General features: G+C 73.0%; 15 protein-coding genes. 6 read left to right on the forward strand and 9 right to left on the reverse strand.

Annotated elements, in window-relative coordinates; all coding sequences use genetic code 11:
* Position 1: 1 nt before the first annotated feature.
* The 4 genes from V6U81_RS07180 to V6U81_RS07195 all read right to left on the reverse strand — a co-directional run bounded on the left by V6U81_RS07180 (position 2) and on the right by V6U81_RS07195 (position 3,975).
* Positions 2-241 (reverse strand): acyl carrier protein, encoded by a 240-nt coding sequence (locus V6U81_RS07180; protein WP_334485728.1) that lies wholly within the window; start codon positions 239-241, stop codon positions 2-4.
* A 66-nt stretch (positions 242-307) separates the two neighbouring features.
* Positions 308-1,252: a beta-ketoacyl-ACP synthase III gene (locus tag V6U81_RS07185; RefSeq protein WP_334485730.1), complete on the reverse strand. Its 945-nt coding sequence runs from the start codon at positions 1,250-1,252 to the stop codon at positions 308-310.
* Positions 1,252-2,421 carry an acyltransferase domain-containing protein gene (locus V6U81_RS07190; RefSeq protein WP_334485732.1) on the reverse strand — a complete coding sequence of 390 codons (1,170 nt, stop codon included), beginning with the start codon at positions 2,419-2,421 and terminating at the stop codon, positions 1,252-1,254. Before V6U81_RS07190 ends, V6U81_RS07185 begins: the two co-directional genes overlap by 1 nt.
* Before the next feature lie 78 nt (positions 2,422-2,499).
* On the reverse strand, positions 2,500-3,975 hold the full coding sequence (locus V6U81_RS07195; protein ID WP_420883987.1) for a PucR family transcriptional regulator: 1,476 nt from the start codon (positions 3,973-3,975) through the stop codon (positions 2,500-2,502).
* Here V6U81_RS07195 and V6U81_RS07200 point away from each other — a divergent pair.
* Positions 3,967-4,335 (forward strand): hypothetical protein, encoded by a 369-nt coding sequence (locus V6U81_RS07200; RefSeq protein WP_334485736.1) that lies wholly within the window; start codon positions 3,967-3,969, stop codon positions 4,333-4,335. The genes V6U81_RS07195 and V6U81_RS07200 overlap by 9 nt on opposite strands.
* Before the next feature lie 15 nt (positions 4,336-4,350).
* On the opposite strand, the gene V6U81_RS07205 is transcribed toward V6U81_RS07200, so the two are convergent.
* Entirely contained in the window at positions 4,351-5,007 is a 657-nt protein-coding gene (locus V6U81_RS07205; protein ID WP_334485738.1) for a hypothetical protein, read from the reverse strand.
* A gap of 275 nt (positions 5,008-5,282) precedes the next feature.
* On the opposite strand from V6U81_RS07205, the gene V6U81_RS07210 reads away from it, so the two are divergent.
* On the forward strand, positions 5,283-5,843 hold the full coding sequence (locus tag V6U81_RS07210) for a copper resistance CopC family protein (RefSeq protein ID WP_334485740.1): 561 nt from the start codon (positions 5,283-5,285) through the stop codon (positions 5,841-5,843).
* Between the two features lie 105 nt (positions 5,844-5,948).
* Here the strand turns inward: V6U81_RS07210 and gltX are convergent, their stop codons facing one another.
* The 3 genes from gltX to V6U81_RS07225 are packed head-to-tail and all read right to left on the reverse strand — an operon-like array spanning position 5,949 to position 10,001.
* Positions 5,949-7,358, reverse strand: coding sequence for a glutamate--tRNA ligase (gene gltX / locus V6U81_RS07215; protein ID WP_334485742.1), 1,410 nt, complete (start codon positions 7,356-7,358; stop codon positions 5,949-5,951).
* 43 nt (positions 7,359-7,401) lie between these two features.
* Positions 7,402-8,679 (reverse strand): MFS transporter, encoded by a 1,278-nt coding sequence (locus tag V6U81_RS07220; RefSeq protein WP_334485744.1) that lies wholly within the window; start codon positions 8,677-8,679, stop codon positions 7,402-7,404.
* Positions 8,676-10,001, reverse strand: a complete 1,326-nt coding sequence (locus V6U81_RS07225; RefSeq protein ID WP_334485746.1) for a GH1 family beta-glucosidase — start codon at positions 9,999-10,001, stop codon at positions 8,676-8,678. Before V6U81_RS07225 ends, V6U81_RS07220 begins: the two co-directional genes overlap by 4 nt.
* A gap of 183 nt (positions 10,002-10,184) precedes the next feature.
* On the opposite strand from V6U81_RS07225, the gene V6U81_RS07230 reads away from it, so the two are divergent.
* Positions 10,185-10,631: an SRPBCC family protein gene (locus tag V6U81_RS07230; RefSeq protein ID WP_334485748.1), complete on the forward strand. Its 447-nt coding sequence runs from the start codon at positions 10,185-10,187 to the stop codon at positions 10,629-10,631.
* A gap of 159 nt (positions 10,632-10,790) precedes the next feature.
* Here V6U81_RS07230 and aceE read toward each other — a convergent pair whose 3' ends face one another.
* Entirely contained in the window at positions 10,791-13,535 is a 2,745-nt protein-coding gene (gene aceE, locus V6U81_RS07235) for a pyruvate dehydrogenase (acetyl-transferring), homodimeric type (RefSeq protein ID WP_334485750.1), read from the reverse strand.
* Between the two features lie 180 nt (positions 13,536-13,715).
* Here aceE and V6U81_RS07240 point away from each other — a divergent pair, with 180 nt between their 5' ends.
* From V6U81_RS07240 to V6U81_RS07250, 3 genes are all read left to right on the forward strand, one after another.
* A complete protein-coding gene (locus V6U81_RS07240; RefSeq protein WP_334485752.1) occupies positions 13,716-14,123 on the forward strand; it encodes a hypothetical protein in 408 nt (135 codons plus the stop codon).
* A 23-nt stretch (positions 14,124-14,146) separates the two neighbouring features.
* Positions 14,147-14,551 (forward strand): YjbQ family protein, encoded by a 405-nt coding sequence (locus V6U81_RS07245; RefSeq protein WP_334485754.1) that lies wholly within the window; start codon positions 14,147-14,149, stop codon positions 14,549-14,551.
* A 76-nt stretch (positions 14,552-14,627) separates the two neighbouring features.
* Positions 14,628-15,107, forward strand: a complete 480-nt coding sequence (locus V6U81_RS07250; RefSeq protein WP_334485756.1) for a MarR family winged helix-turn-helix transcriptional regulator — start codon at positions 14,628-14,630, stop codon at positions 15,105-15,107.
* Positions 15,108-15,735: the final 628 nt, after the last annotated feature.

Here is a 15,735-nt window from a genome sequence, read left to right on the forward strand (position 1 = left end):
ATCAGGACTGCGCCTCGATGAAGCTGACGGCGTCCCCGACGGTCTTCAGGTTCTGCACCTCGTTGTCCGGGATCTTGACGCCGAACTTCTCCTCGGCGGCGACCACGACCTCCACCATGGAGAGCGAGTCGACGTCCAGGTCGTCGGTGAAGGACTTCCCCTCGGCCACGTCGTCCGGGTTCACCCCGGCAACCTCTTCGAGGATCTCGGCGAGGCCGGCGGTGATCTCGTCACGGGTCATTGCGGTTGGTTCCTCTCATAGGGGGTTTTCCCGCCGGTCGGCGGGACGGCGCGGGACGCGCCGGGTTCACGGGCAGCGGACGACCTGACCGGCGTAGGTCAGGCCGCCGCCGAAGCCGAAGAGCAGGACCGGGGCGCCCGAGGGCACCTCCCGCCGCTCCACCAGCTTGGACAGGGCGAGCGGGACGCTCGCCGCGGAAGTGTTGCCGGACTCGACGATGTCCTTGGCGACGATCGCGTTCGGGATGTTGAGCCGCTTGACGATGCCGTCGATGATCCGGGCGTTGGCCTGGTGCGGCACGAACGCGGCCAGCTCGGACGGGGCGACCCCGGCCCGCTCGCAGGCCTGCAGGGCCAGCGGCGCCAGCGCGGTGGTGGCCCAGCGGAAGACCGACTGCCCCTCCTGCTGGATGTACGGCCGCCAGCCCTCGATCCGGACCGCGTCGCTCTTCTCCGGCACCGAACCCCAGACCACCGGACCCACCCCGGCCGGCTCGCCGTCGGCGGTCGCGGTGACCACCGCCGCCCCGGCGCCGTCGCCGAAGATGATGCAGGTGGAGCGGTCGGTCCAGTCGGTGAAGTCGGAGAGCTTCTCCGCGCCGATGACGATCGCGTTGCGCGACGCGCCGGCCCGGATGGCGTGGTCCACGGTGCCCAGCGCGTAGGCGAAGCCCGAGCAGGCGGTGTTGAGGTCGTACGCGCCCGGCGCGGTGATGCCGAGCTTCGCGGCGACCCGGCAGGCCACGTTGGGGCTGCGGTCGACCGAGGTGCAGGTGGCCACCACGACCAGGTCGATGTCGGCGGCGGTGAGGCCGGAGTTCGCCAGGGCCTTGTCGGCGGCGGCCGCCGCCATGTCGGCCACCGTCTCGTCGCCGGCGATCCGCCGGGTGACGATGCCGACCCGGTCCCTGATCCACTCGTCGTTGGTGTCGACCAACTGGGCGATGTCGTCGTTGGTCACCACCCGGGACGGCTGGTAGTGCCCCATGGACACGATCCGGGAACCGGCCATCAGTGCTGTCCTCCGATGCGGGCGAGCGGTTGGCCCGGCGCGACCGGGTCGTCGTGGTGGGCGAGCCACTCGGTGAGCAGCCCGCTGTCGTGCGCGGTCACCTCGACCGGCCCCTGGCGGGTGGCGACGTGCCCGATCACCTGGCCGGCGCGCAGGTCGGCGCCCTCGGTGAGCTCCTCGGCCGGAGCGAAGGTGCCGGCGGCGGGGGAGACCACCACCCGGAACTGGATCACCGGCTCGTGGCCTTGCAGGCCGCTGTGCCGGGCGATCAGGTCCCGCGCGGCGGGCAGGTCGTCGGGGGTGTTCAGGGTGACGATCTCCGGCGCGCCGGCGCCCTTGAGCTCCCGCTTGACCAGACCGGCCAGGGTGCCGGCCGGCGGCAGCTCGATCACGCCGGTGACCCCGAGGTCGGCCAGGGTACGCATGCACAGGTCCCAGCGCACCGGCGCGGTGACCTGGCGGACCAGCCGCTGGAGGATCTCCCGGCCGTGGTTGACCGCCGACCCGTCCAGGTTGGAGACGAGGATCCGGGCCGGGTCGGTGGGGGTGATCCCGGCGGCCACGCCGGCCAGAGCGGCCTCGGCGGGCGCCATGTACGGGGTGTGGAACGCCCCGGCCACCTGGAGCCGGATGATCCGGGTCTTCGCCGGCGGCTCGGCGGCGAGCTTGTCCAGCGCGTCCAGCGCGCCGGCGGCGACGATCTGGCCGGCGCCGTTGCGGTTGGCCGGGTGCAGCCCGTGGGCGGCCAGCGCGGCGAGCACCTCCTCCGGGTCGCCGCCCAGCACGGCGGCCATCCCGGTGGGCTCCAGCGCGCAGGCGGCGGCCATCTCCCGGCCGCGTACCCCGGCGAGGGTGATCGCTGCCTCGGCGGGGAGCACCCCGGCGAGCGCGGCGGCGCCCAACTCGCCGACGCTGTGCCCGGCGGTGAGACCGACGTCGTACATCGGGAGGTGCTCGGCGGCGAGCAGGGCGGCGGCGACCAGCAGCGGCTGGGTGCGCGCGGTGTCTTTGATCTCGTCGGCGTCGGCCTTCGTGCCGAGGTGCACCAGGTCGACCCCGGCGAGCGCCGACCACCAGCGCAGTCGTGCCTCGGTGCCGGGAAGGTCGAGCCAGGGAGTCAGGAAGCCGGGTTTCTGGGAACCCTGGCCGGGCGAGAGTACGGCGAGCACGTCTATGACTCTCCCGGATACCAATGGGTAGCGCTGTGCCGCCCCCGACCAAACCGCACTAGAACCTTTGGAGGGATCCTACAAAGATCGGCGAGGATCATCACTTGTCTGTGATGTTTTCCTGACGGCTGGGCCCAATGTCTGGGTCGGGACCGCTGCGACGGCCGGGACGACCGGGTCCAGCCGACCCACCGTCAGCGCCACCTGGAGGGCGAACGCGTCCCGCGGCGACAGCGGCGAGAAGCCGGTCACCTCGGAGATCCGGCGCAGCCGGTAGCGGACCGTGTTCGGGTGGACGAAGAGCGCCCGGGCGGCGCTCTCCAGCGTCCCGCCGGCGGCGAAGAAGGCGTCCAGGGTCTCCAGCAGCTCCCCGCCGGCCCGGGCCAGCGTGGCGTACACGTCGTGGCGCAGCCGCCGGCGGGCCTCGCCGTCCCCGGCGAGGGCCCGCTCGGGCAGCAGGTCCGCCGCCGGCACCGGGCGCGGCGCGGTGGGCCAGGCCGGCGCGGCGCGGTAGCCGGCCAGCGCGGCCCGTGCCGACTCGGTCGCCTCGTCCAGGCTGGGCACGGCCGGCCCGACCACCACCGGTCCCTCGCCGAACGCGGTGAGCAGCTTCTCGGTGGCGGCCAGCGGGTCCGCCGCGCCGCCGAGCACGATGACCAGCCGGTCGCCGTGCACGCCGCCGATCACCTCCACGCCGATCCGGCGGGCCTGCCGGTAGACGGTGTGCAGCACGGCGGCCACCTCGCCGCCCGGGGAGCGGCCCACCGCCACCGCCACCGGCGGCGCGTCCGCCCAGCCCAGAGCGGCGGCCCGGCTGGCCAGCACGTCCGGGGAGTCGCCGCGCAGCAGCGCGTCGACCAGCAACGCCTGGAGCCGGGCGTCCCACGAGCCGCGCGACTCGGCGGCCCGGGCGTAGACCCGGGCGGCGGCGAAGGCGATCTCGCGGGAGAAGCGCAGCACCGCCTCGCGGAGCTGCTGCTCCTCGCCCGGCGCGGCCAGGTGCGACACCTGCTCCTCGACCACGTCGATGGTCACCTTGATCAGGGCCACGGTCTGCTGGAGGCTGATCGAGCGGGCGAGGGCCTGCGGGGCGGTGGCGAAGACCTCGTCGGAGACCTCCTGGGTGCTGTCGGCGGTGCCCCCGCCCTCCCGGAGCCACTGCACCAGCGACCGGGCACCCGCCTGCGCCACCAGCATGACCCAGGAGCGCTGGTCGGCCGGCAGCTCCCGGAACCAGGGCAGCGTCTCGTCCATCCGGGCCACGCTGGACGTGGCCAACGCCCCCGCCGCCCGCTCGATCCGGCGCAGGGTGGCCGACAGCTCGGTACCGCCCGGCTCGCTCACCGGTTCAGCCTGACACGTTTTGCGCAGGTCAGCCACGCCGGCCTGCCGACCCCGCCCCGCGCCGCGATGACGATCTCCCCGGTCGGACGGCGGCGGCGACCCGGGGGTGCGGCTGTATGCGCCGTCGGTGCCGGCCAGTACCGTGGCACTGCCGCCGGGGCGTCCTCCCGGCGCGCGAGGCGAGCGTGAGGAGAGACCGGGATGGCGCACGGGGAGGCCGATCACGGCTGCGCCCAGGGCGAGCCCTGCCGGCCGGGCCACCACGACCAGTCGGGGGCCGTCCGGCCGCACCGTCGGCTGGTCGCGCTGCCCGTGCCGATCGACCAGGTCTGCTGGGCGCCCGAGTGGGCCGACGAGGAGGTGTCGCTGCCCCGGCAGCGTGACGCCGAGACCGCCGTGCCGGGCGGCGTCGAGCCGGGCCCGCCTCCGCACGCCGCCGAGTCCGACCACTCCGCCCCTCGTAGCTGCCGCAGCGACCTGGCCGGCTGGGCCGGGGCGCACCGGCACGGCCCGGTCCGCCCCAGCCGCCGGCCGCAGCGCCGGGAGCGGCCGCCGCACCGCTGGTGCTGACGACCGGGGAGGGGGTCAGCGGGTACGGCGGCGGATCAGCAGCGCGATCCCGGCCAGCCCGCTGGTGATCACCAGCATCACGCCGGCGTTGAGCAGCAGCAGCCGCTGGAGTTCGCCGAAGGCGGCGCCGATGTCCTTGCCCGGGTTGAGGGAGTCCTCCGGGATGACCCGCTCGCCGCCGCCGATTCCGCCGCTGAGCGTGTCGAACTGCCGCTCCAGCGGCACCCCGGCGGTACGCAGCGTCTCGGACATGGTGAGCCGGCCCAGGAACCACCCGGCGTTGGTCTTGCGCCGGTCGGGCTGCTTCGCCGGCCGGTAGACCCGCGGCCCGCCCTTGGCCAGCGGGTAGAGGTCGAAGGTCTGCTTCGGCACGTTGCCGGAGAGCACCACCACCGTGTACTTGGGACCGAGGTTCGCCGGCGCCGGCCCGGTGCGGGATCCGGTGCGGCCGAACCAGTTGACCTGGTCGAGCACCGCCAGCACGTACGCGGGCTGGGTGTCGGCCCGCAGCCGCAGCGGCTCGGTCAGCCCGTCGCCGGTGATGTCCACGCCGGCCGGTGGCGCCGGCTTCGGCGTGACCCGGTGCGCCTGTGCCGCCGTCGCTGTCCCGACGGTCAGCGCCAGCACAACCGCCGCAACCGTGACGAGCAGTCGCCTCACCCTTATGACCATCGCCGCCTCCTCGCCCCGTTCGATGGATGGCTGTGCTGCGGGCCACGCGTCGGGTGGTCGACGTCGGTGACCGTGCCGGCAGGCCGGGCCATCACCTCAGAGACTCCGCGGAACGTCGTTCGGTTGCAGCTGTGGGAACTCTCTTTGGAACTATCTGGGATCCCGGGCCGACTAATGGGCAGCCGCGTGATCAGCGCGCGGATCGTACCTTCGCGGAGGGTCCCATGGGGGGCAGGGTCGCACGTGCGGCGTACACGTTTCCAGCGCTTATCGGCGTGGCGCTGGGTGTTTCGTTGCTGCCGGCCGCACCGGCATTCGCGCACAACTCGCTGACCGGCAGCAACCCGGCCGACGGGGCCCGGGTGGCGGCGGCGCCGGAGCGGATCGAGTTGCGCTTCCTGGCCCGGCCGCAGCCGGAAACGACGAAGATCACAGTGGTCGGACCGGACAACGTGCCGGCCGCCGGGGGCGCGCCGAGCTTCTCCGGCAGCCGGGTCAGCGTGCCGTTCAGGGCCGGGAAGGCCGGCCTGTACATCGTCGGCTACGAGCTGGCGTCGAGCGACGGCCACCCGGTGCGGGGGGAGGTGCGGTTCACCCTGACCGCCGGCACGGCTGCCCAGCCGCCCACCGGAACGCCGTCCACCCCCACCGCGCCGTCGGCGTCACCCTCCGCCGCCCCGACCACGGTCGGATCCACCCCGCCGGCCCAGGCCGTGCCGGCCGCCGACGACGCGGCTGGCGGGGGCGGTCGCGGCTGGCTCTGGGCCGTCGGCGCGCTGGTGGCGCTCGCCGCGCTCGCCACCCTGTTCCTGCGCCGCCGCTCCCCCCGCCCCTGACCCCCGAGCTCTGATCGAAGGCAGCAGCTTCCCGAAAGAGTGGCCTCCCCGCGCGGGGAGGCCACTCTTTCCGGGTGTGTGGCGGGCGGAGGGCCCGGCGGTACGTCAGATCAGGCGGAGCCGGGCGGCGCGGAGGCGGGCCAGGGTGCGCTCGCGGCCGAGTACCTCCAGCGACTCGAACAGCGGCAGCCCGACGGTGCGGCCGGTGACCGCGACCCGGACCGGGGCCTGCGCCTTGCCCAGCTTCAGGCCGCGCTCGGCGCCCACCGCCTCCAGCGTCGACTTGAGCGTCTCCGCGTTCCAGGAGCCCAGCCCCTCGTACCCGGCGATCGCCGCGTCGAGCAGCTCGGCGGCGCCCTCCTTCATCGCCTTGGCCCAGGCGGCCTCGTCGATCAGCGGGTCGGCCAGGAAGAGGAAGTCGACGTTCGGCACGATCTCGCTGAGCACCGCGATCCGGGTCTGCGCCAGCGGGGCGACCGCCGCGAACGCCGCGGGGTCGAACTCCTCCGGCTGCCACGGCGGCGGCGGGATGGTGTCGGTGCCGGTGAGCCAGGGCTGGCAGGCGGCGACGAACTCGTCGACCGGCAGCGCCCGGATGTACTCGCCGTTGAAGGCGCGCAGCTTCTTCTCGTCGAAGAACGCGGGGGAGGGGTTGACCTCCTCCAGCCGGAACTCCTCCTCGATGACCGACCAGGGCACGATCTCCCGGTCGCCGGACGGCGCCCAGCCGAGCAGCATCAGGTAGTTGCGCATCGCGTCGGCGAGGTAGCCCTCGTCCCGGTACGCCTCCAGGGCCACCTTGTCGCGCCGCTTGGACAGCTTCTGCCGCTTCTCGTTGACCACCACCGGCACGTGCGCCCAGACCGGCGGCTTGACCCCCAGCGCGTCCCAGAGGAGCTGCTGCTTCGGGGTGTTCGGGAGGTGCTCCTCAGCCCGGATCACGTGGGTGATCCCCATGGTCATGTCGTCGACCACGTTGGCCAGCAGGAAGACCGGCGAGCCGTCACCGCGGGCGATGACGAAGTCCTCGATCAGCTTGTTCTCGAAGGTCGGCTCGCCGCGGATCAGGTCGACCACCACGGTCTCACCCTCGTCGGGGGTACGGAAGCGCAGCGCGCGCCCCTCGCCCGGCTCCAGGCCCCGGTCTCGGCAGAAGCCGTCGTAGCCCTGGTACTGCGAGCCGGTGCGGGCCTGGACGGCCTCCCGGGTGCAGTCGCAGTAGTACGCCCGGCCGGCCTCGTGGAGCCGCTGGGCGGCGGCGCGGTGCTCGCCGGCGTTCGCCGACTGGAAGTACGGGCCCTCGTAGCTGCCCCGGGCGATGCCGATCCAGTCCAGCGCCGAGAGGATCCCCTCGGTCCATTCGGGCTTGTTGCGCGCGGCGTCGGTGTCCTCGATGCGCAGCACGAACACCCCGCCCTGCTGCTTGGCGTAGATCCAGTTCTGCAGCGCCGAGCGGGCGCCGCCGACGTGGAACATACCGGTCGGGGAGGGGGCGAATCGCACACGTACCGTCACGTCCCCAAGCCTACGGCGGTCGGCCAGCCGTTTACCCCAGGGGTCAGCGGACCGAGCGGATCTTGAGGACCAGGGCGCTGCCGAGCAGGGTGACCGCGGCGGTGACGGCGTACAGGGTGGGATAGCCCCCCAGGTGCACCACGATCGGGGCGGAGATCGCCGGGCCGAGCACCTGCGGCGCCGAGTTGGCGATGTTGATCACCCCGAGGTCCTTGGCCCGGTCGGTGGCGCGGGGCAGCACCTCGGTGATCAGCGCCGCGTCCACCGACAGGTAGACCCCGTAGCCGGCGCCGAGCAGCAACGCCGCGACGATCGCCATGGACCAGACCGGCGCGGCGGCCAGCAGGAGCGCCGCCACCGCCATCACCACGCCGGAGGTGATCACGAAGGCCTTGCGCCGGCCGGAGCGGTCGGAGAGCCGGCCGGCGACCACGGCGGTGAGGATCATGCCGAGGGTGTAGAGCAGGATCAGCACCAGCAGCGCGCCCTCGGGATCCGGGTGGCGCACCCCGTCGGTGAGGAAGTACAGCAGGTAGAGGGTGCCCAGGGCGTTGCCGATCTGGACCAGGAACCGGGTGATCCAGGCCCAGGCGAAGTCCGGGTGCCGGCGCGGGTCGATCCACATCGAGGCGGCCAGCTCCCGCAGCCGCAGCGCCGGCCGGTGCGCCCGGGGCAGCGGGTCGTCGGCGGTGAGCAGCGCGAACGGCAGCGACAGCAGCAGCACCGCCAGCGCGATCACCGCGTAGCCGGCGAGGGTGCCGCGGACCAGGGTGGTGACCAGCACCGCGCCGACGACCAGCCCGAGGGCCTGCGGGATGCCCACCCAGCCGGAGACCCCGCCGCGCTGCACGACCGGCACCCGGTCCGGGATGGCGGCGGTCAGGCTGGCCAGCATCGCGTTGAAGCAGACCTGGGCGGCCACCCAGCCCAGCGCGACCCCGGCGATGGTCTGCTGCCGGGCCAGCAGCACCAGGGCGAGCGCGCCGAGCACCGCGCCGCCGGCGGTCCAGACGTGCCGCCGGCCGAACTCCCGCCCGGCCAGTCGCAGGCAGGTACGGTCCGACAGCGCCCCGGCGAGCGGGTTGACCAGCACCGCGGCCAGCGCGCCCAGCCCGGTGACGACGGCCAGCATCGCCTCCTTGTCGGCCGGCGCGATCCGTTCCACCTGCTGCGGCAGGAGCACCTGGATCGGGGTGAAGAAGGCCATCCAGACGCCCAGGTTCGCCGCGAAGATCAGCGCGATCCAGCCGCGGCGCACCGGCACGACCGGTTCGGCCAGCGCCGCCGGCAGCGAGGCCGGCGTCGGGTTGACGGTGGTCATCGCCGGACGACCTGGTCCCGGTACCAGGCGTACGAGGACTTCGGGGTGCGGACCTGGGTGTCGAAGTCGACGTGCACCAGGCCGAAGCGCTTGGTGAAGCCCTCCGCCCACTCCCAGTTGTCCAGCAGCGACCAGACGAAGTACCCGGTCACGTCGACGCCCGCGTCGATCGCTGCCCGCACCGCGCGCAGGTGGCCGTCGAGGTACGCGATCCGCTCCGGGTCGTGCACCCGGCCCTCGGCGTCCGGGGTGTCGTCGTACGCGCAGCCGCCCTCGGTGATCTGGATCGGGGGAAGCGTGTCGCCGTACCGGTCGCGCAGGCCGACCAGCAGGTCGCGCAGCCCGTCGGGGGCCACCGGCCAGTCGAACGCGGTGCGCGGGTACCCGTCCAGCGGGACCAGGTCGAACGGCAGCGGCGCGTCCTCCTCGGGGGCCCGGATGCCGGTCGGGCTGTAGTAGTTCACCCCGAGCACGTCGATCGGCGCGGCGATCACGTCCAGGTCGCCGTCGCGCACCATCGCGGGGTCGAAGCCGGGCGGGTAGCCCCGGCCGAGCAGCGGGTCGGTGAAGAGCCGGTTGTGCAGCGCGTCGTACGCCAGGCCGGCGGCCCGGTCGGCGTCGGTGTCGCCCTTGAGCACCACCGGCGAGTAGTTGTTGGCGATGGCGACCGGGCTGGTGCTGCGGGCGCGCAGCGCGGCGACCGCCAGGCCGTGCCCGAGGAGCTGGTGGTGGGCCACGGGAAAGGCGTCGAAGAGCAGGAACCGCCCCGGGGCGTGCACTCCGGTGCCGTGCCCGAGGCTCATGTGGATGAACGGCTCGTTGAGGGTGATCCAGAGCTTCACCCGGTCACCGAGGCGGGCGCCGACCAGGTCGGCGTACTCGGCGAAGCGGTGCGCGGTGTCCCGGTTCAGCCAGCCACCGGCGTCCTCCAGGGACTGCGGCAGGTCCCAGTGGAAGAGCGTGGCCACCGGGTCGATCCCGGCGGCGAGCAGGTCGTCCACCAGGCGGTCGTAGAAGTCCAGCCCGGCGGGGTTGACCGGACCGGAGCCGGCCGGCTGGACCCGGGGCCAGGAGATCGAGAAGCGGTACCCGGAGACGCCCAGCCCGGCCATCAACGCGACGTCCTCGGCGTGCCGGTGGTAGTGGTCGCAGGCCACGTCGCCGGTGCTGCCGTCGGCGATCCGGCCGGGGGTGCGGGCGAAGGTGTCCCAGATGGACGGAGCGCGCCCGTCGGCGTCCGCGCCGCCCTCGATCTGGTACGCGGAGGTGGAGACCCCCCAGCGGAAGCCGGCCGGGAAGTGGGGCAGCGGCGCGGTCGTCATTCGCCCTCCTGGAAACGCGAAGCGTGCTCGCACTCTAGGGCTCGGCGTGGCGGCGCGCCATAGGCCGGCGACGATCCGGGCGCAAGGGTTTTCGGCGTGTCTTTACCGAACCCGTCCGGGTAAGTCCAAATTTGCGCATAGAGTGCGGAATATCGCGGATGTCCTCAGTGGGGGAAGAACAGAATGATCCTCGTGGAACGCAGTGCGCACGTGATGGCGCCGGTCGAAGCGGTCTGGGACGTCGTACAGCGGGCCGAGCAGTTGCCGGCCTGGCTGGCGGGGGTTCGCGCGGCCGAGGTCCTCTCGGGGGAGGGCTTCGGGCGGCGGCAACTGGTCCAGGCCGGGCGTGGCTCGGCGCACGAGGCCGAGGTGATCGCCTACCAGGAGCCGACCCTGATCGGCTGGCGGGAGCGGGCCAAGGGCGCCGGTGCCCGGGCCGAGGCGCGCACCGAGATCTACGTCCAGCTCACCGCGGACGAGGAGGAGGGCGGCACGATCGTCCGGCTCATCGTCGTCCGCTGGCCGGCCGGCCCGGTCAAGGCCGCGCTGCTGCGGCTCGGGCTGCGTCGGGTCGGCGCCGACCTGGAGGACTCGCTGGCCCGGCTCACCGACCTGGCCGCCGTCGGCTGACCGAGTCACATCCCCGGCGTCACCCGCACCGGCGGTGGCCCGGCCTCCCCGCCAGGGACGCCGGACCACCGCCGTCCCCACCCCACGCACCGGGGGAGGGGCGAGATGTGGAAAGGGGCCCGGCGCAACCGCGCCGGGCCCCTTTCGCGTACGCGGGGACTAGCTGTCGCCGCCGGTCTCGCCGACCGGGGCGGCGTTGACGTCCTCGATGGCGTACTTCTTGGCGGCCTCGGCCGGCACGTTCGCCGGTACGGTGCCACGGAGAGCGAGCTGCCGCAGCGCGGCCACCGTGATCGACTCGGCGTCGACGTGGAAGTGCCGGCGCAGCGCGTGCCGGGTGTCCGACATGCCGAAGCCGTCGGTGCCGAGCGAGGTGAAGTCGCCGGGCACCCAGCGGGCGATCAGGTCCGGCACCGCGCGCATCCAGTCGCTGACCGCGACCTTCGGCCCGTCGGCGTCGGCCAGCTTCTGCTCGATGTACGGCACCTTCGGCTCGCTGCCCGGGTGGAGCAGGTTGTGCTCCTCGCACTCCACCGCGTCGCGGCGCAGCTCGGTCCAGGAGGTCACCGACCAGACGTCGGCGGCCACCCCCCAGTCCTGGGCGAGCAGCTGCTGGGCCCTGAGCGCCCACTGCATGCCGGTGCCGGAGGCCATGATGTTCGCCCTCGGCGCGTCTCCGCCCACCTCCGGCGCGGCGGAGTAGCGGTAGATGCCCTTGAGCAGCCCCTCCACGTCCACGTCGGACGGCTCCGCCGGCTGGTGGATCGGCTCGTTGTAGACGGTGAGGTAGTAGAAGACGTTCTCCTGCTTCTCGCCGTACATCCGGTGCAGGCCGTTCTCCACGATGTGCGCGATCTCGAACGCGAACGCCGGGTCGTACGCGACCACCGCCGGGTTGGTGGCGGCGATCAGCATCGAGTGGCCGTCCTCGTGCTGGAGCCCCTCGCCGTTGAGCGTGGTCCGGCCGGCGGTCGCGCCGAGCACGAAGCCACGGGTCATCTGGTCCGCCGCCGCCCAGAACCCGTCGCCGGTGCGCTGGAACCCGAACATCGAGTAGAAGATGTACATCGGGATCATCGGCTCGTCGTGCGTGGCGTACGACGACCCGGCGGCGGTGAACGAGGCGACCGAGCCGGCCTCGTTGATCCCCTCGTGCAGGATCTGCCCGACGGTCGACTCCTTGTACGACAGGAACAGCTCCCGGTCGACCGAGGTGTACCGCTGGCCGTGCGGCGAGTAGATCTTCGCGGTCGGGAAGATCGAGTCGAGGCCGAAGGTGCGCGCCTCGTCCGGGATGATCGGCACCCAGCGCTTGCCGAACTCCTTGTCCTTCATCAGGTCCTTGAGCAGGCGGACGAAGGCCATCGTGGTGGCCACCTTCTGCTTGCCCGAGCCCCGCTTGATGTCGGAGAACCGCTCGGTGCCGGGGATCGCCAGCGACTTGAAACTGGTCCGCCGGGACGGCAGGTACCCGCCGAGCTGCTGCCGCCGCTCCTTGAGGTACGCCATCTCGTCGGACTTCTCACCCGGGGTGAAGTACGGCGGCAGGTAGGGGTTGTCCTCCAGCTGCTTGTCCGGGATGTCCAGGTAGAGGCGGTCGCGGAAGAGCTTCAGATCCTCCAGCGTCAGCTTCTTCATCTGGTGGGTGGCGTTGCGGCCCTCGAAGTGCGAGCCGAGCGTCCAGCCCTTGATCGTCTTGGCCAGGATGACCGTCGGCTGCCCGGTGTGCTCGGTCGCCGCCTTGTAGGCCGCGTAGAGCTTGCGGTAGTCGTGGCCGCCCCGCTTGAGGTTCCAGATCTCGTCGTCGCTGAGGTGCTCGACCATCTTGCGGGTCCGCTGGTCGCGGCCGAAGAAGTGCTCCCGGACGTACGCCCCGGACTCCGCCTTGTAGGTCTGGTAGTCACCGTCGGGGGTGGTGTTCATCAGGTTGACCAGCGCGCCGTCGGTGTCCGCGGCGAGCAGCGGGTCCCACTCGCGGCCCCAGACCACCTTGATGACGTTCCAGCCGGCACCCCGGAAGAACGCCTCCAGCTCCTGCATGACCTTGCCGTTGCCCCGGACCGGCCCGTCCAGCCGCTGCAGGTTGCAGTTGATCACGAAGGTGAGGTTGTCCAGCTCCTCGCGGGCGGCCACGCCGATGGCGCCGAGCGTCTCCGGCTCGTCCATCTCGCCGTCGCCGAGGAACGCCCAGACGTGCTGGTCGGAGGTGTCCTTGATGCCGCGGTGGTGCAGGTAGCGGTTGAACCGGGCCTGGTAGATGGCGTTCAGGCCGCCGAGGCCCATGGAGACGGTGGGGAACTCCCAGAAGTCCGGCATCAGCCGCGGGTGCGGGTACGACGGCAGGCCGCCACCCGGGTGGGACAGCTCCTGGCGGAACCCGTCGAGCTGGTGCTCGGAGAGCCGGCCCTCCAGGTACGCCCGGGCGTACATGCCGGGGGAGGCGTGGCCCTGGTAGTAGATGTGGTCCCCACCGCCGGGGTGGTTCTTGCCCCGGAAGAAGTGGTTGAAGCCCACCTCGTAGAGCGAGGCGGAGCTGGCGAAGGTGGAGATGTGCCCGCCGACGCCGATCTCCGGGCGCTGCGCCCGGTGCACCAGCATCGCCGCGTTCCACCGGACGTACGCCCGGATCCGCCGCTCGACGTGCTCGTCACCCGGGAACCAGGGCTCCCGCTCCGGCGGGATGGAGTTGATGTAGTCGGTGGTGGTCAGCGACGGCACCCCGACCTGGCGCTCGCGGGCCCGCTCCAGCAGGCGCAGCATGACGTAGCGGGCGCGCTTGGTCCCGCGTTCGTCGATGACACCGTCGAGCGACTCGACCCATTCGCCGGTCTCTTCAGGGTCGATGTCCGGAAGCTGGCTCGGCAGACCAGCGGTGATCACCGGGCGCTTGCGTTCCGTAGCCACAGGCGTTCCCTCAGTTGTGTGTGGGATAGGTCTCTAGCGCCATCCTGCCCCCTCGTGGCGCTCGTCGTCACGTCTCCCTCCCCCAGACGCGACGCTCAACACAGGTACCCACCAGTAACTTTGCGCGATCGGCGGCTGCGCCACGCGGGCCCCCTTGCCCCGGCCCCCTATCGTGCGGCCATGACGACGCGACGGGTGCTCGGGGCCGGCTCGGCCCTGCTCGGCGCCGTCGGCCTGGTCGTCGCGCTGGCCGGCGTGATCCGTGGCGATCTGGCCGTGGCGCCCTTCGGGGTGCTCGGGCTCCTGCTGCTCGGCGTCGGGCTGGCGATGGCCCGGACCCCCGCGCCGCCCCCGGTGCCACCGCTGATCGGCGCGCCCCGGATCGAACCGTCCGCGGGCGGCCCGACCGGGATCTTCGGCTTCGGCCTTCCCGACGGCGGTCGCGGCGGGGACGGTGGTGGGGGAGGTCCCGGTGACGGCGGTCCGAGCCCATCGGCGGGCGGCGGGTCCGGTGGCGACACCGGCTGGTCGGGTGGTGGCTGGTCGGGTGGTGGTGACGGCGGCGGGTCCGGTGGCGGCGGCAACTGAGCCGCTGGGGCAGAATGCGCGGTATGCGTAGTGAGGTGATCACCGTCCGGACCGGGTCCCGGCCGGCCGTCCAGGACATCACCGCCGAGGCCGAGCGATTCGTCTCCGGGCAGGGCGACGGCCTGCTGCATGTCTTCGTCCCGCACGCCACCGCCGGGCTGGCGATCATCGAGACCGGCTCCGGCTCCGACGACGACCTGCTCCGGGCGATCGACGACCTGCTCCCCGCCGACGACCGCTGGCGGCACCGGCACGGCTCGCCGGGCCACGGGCGCGACCACGTGCTCCCCGCCTTCGTCCCGCCGTACGCCACACTGCCGGTGCTCGGCGGCCGCCTCCAACTCGGCACCTGGCAGTCGATCTGCCTGGTCGACCCCAACGGCGACAACCCCACCCGCCAGGTCCGCTTCTCCTTCCTCCCCGCCTGAACCGAGGCGCTGCGGGATGTTGGGCGATGTCAATGGAAGAGCTCGTCAACCATTGACCGCAAGTACGATGTGAGTCATGACGCAGAGCACCGTTCCCGCCGGGTCTGACCTGGGCGACCGCTCCGGGCTGGCCGGCGACACGGTGCGCCGGATCATGCACATCGCCTCCGCGATCCGGCACTACCAGGACGTCGAGATCGGCCAGCTGGGGCTGACCCCGGCCGCCGCCCGGGCGTTGGCCGAACTCGACCCGGACCGCCCGCTCCCCGCCCGCGACCTGGCCGAGCAGCTGCGCTGCGACCGGTCCAACGTGACCGCACTGGTCGACAAGCTGGAGCAGGCCGGCCTGGTCGAGCGGCGGGTCGATCCGGCCGACCGGCGGCAGAAGACGCTGCTGGTGACCGAGGCGGGCCGCCGGACGCGTGACCGGGTGCACCGGGTGATGTCCGACTCGCGGCTGCTCGCCGGGCTGAGCACCGACGAGCTCGCCACCCTGCGCGACCTGGTCTTCAAGGTCTCCGACGGTGGCTGCCCGGAGCAGTGCGCGGCGGAGTGACCCCGCGCGGGCGGATCGTGTCTGAGTGGGCGACCCTGGCGTTCGTCGGTAATGCTGTCCGACGTGACCACGCCGCAAGATCTCGACGACCGGTTCCGGGAGACCCTGGGCGCGCTGCCCGAGCCCGAGCGGCGCGGTGACCCGGCCGAGCCGGTCGGTGCGGGCGCCGCGCTGACCGGGCGGCAGCTGCTCGCCCTCTTCGACGCGCAGGTCACCAGCCGCCAGCTCGACCTGGCCGGGCGCTGGCTGCGCAGCTTCGACGAGGGCTACTACACGATCGGCTCCGCCGGGCACGAGAGCAACGCGGCGGTCGCCGCCGCACTGCGCCCGTCCGACCCGGCGCTGCTGCACTACCGCTCCGGCGCGTTCTTCTGCCTGCGAGCCGCCCAGGCCGCCGACGAGTTCCCCGCCACCACGGGCCCGGCCGCCGGCGAGAGGGGCGAGGCCGCGGGCCCGGAGGACGCGGCAGGGGAGGCCGGGACCGACCCCGGCGTGGGTGCCGGGTCCGCGGGTCCCGGCGTCGACCCTGACGTCGAGGCCGGCTCGACCGGTCCCGGTGCCGACCCGGGCGCCGCCGCGGTGACCGGAGACCGGCCGGGCGCGCGCGCCGAGGGCAGGGGAGACCGCG

Source organism: Micromonospora lacuserhaii, assembly GCF_036902735.1.
Lineage (GTDB): Bacteria > Actinomycetota > Actinomycetes > Mycobacteriales > Micromonosporaceae > Micromonospora.

What these genes read in the sequence shown, in the direction of transcription:
- V6U81_RS07180 (WP_334485728.1), bottom strand. Translation starts at nt 241, where the DNA reads ATGACCCGTGACGAGATCACCGCCGGCCTCGCCGAGATCCTCGAAGAG.
- V6U81_RS07185 (WP_334485730.1), bottom strand. Translation starts at nt 1,252, where the DNA reads ATGGCCGGTTCCCGGATCGTGTCCATGGGGCACTACCAGCCGTCCCGG.
- V6U81_RS07200 (WP_334485736.1), top strand. Translation starts at nt 3,967, where the DNA reads ATGGCGCACGGGGAGGCCGATCACGGCTGCGCCCAGGGCGAGCCCTGC.
- V6U81_RS07205 (WP_334485738.1), bottom strand. Translation starts at nt 5,007, where the DNA reads ATGGTCATAAGGGTGAGGCGACTGCTCGTCACGGTTGCGGCGGTTGTG.
- V6U81_RS07220 (WP_334485744.1), bottom strand. Translation starts at nt 8,679, where the DNA reads ATGACCACCGTCAACCCGACGCCGGCCTCGCTGCCGGCGGCGCTGGCC.
- V6U81_RS07225 (WP_334485746.1), bottom strand. Translation starts at nt 10,001, where the DNA reads ATGACGACCGCGCCGCTGCCCCACTTCCCGGCCGGCTTCCGCTGGGGG.
- V6U81_RS07230 (WP_334485748.1), top strand. Translation starts at nt 10,185, where the DNA reads ATGATCCTCGTGGAACGCAGTGCGCACGTGATGGCGCCGGTCGAAGCG.
- V6U81_RS07240 (WP_334485752.1), top strand. Translation starts at nt 13,716, where the DNA reads ATGACGACGCGACGGGTGCTCGGGGCCGGCTCGGCCCTGCTCGGCGCC.
- V6U81_RS07245 (WP_334485754.1), top strand. Translation starts at nt 14,147, where the DNA reads ATGCGTAGTGAGGTGATCACCGTCCGGACCGGGTCCCGGCCGGCCGTC.
- V6U81_RS07250 (WP_334485756.1), top strand. Translation starts at nt 14,628, where the DNA reads ATGACGCAGAGCACCGTTCCCGCCGGGTCTGACCTGGGCGACCGCTCC.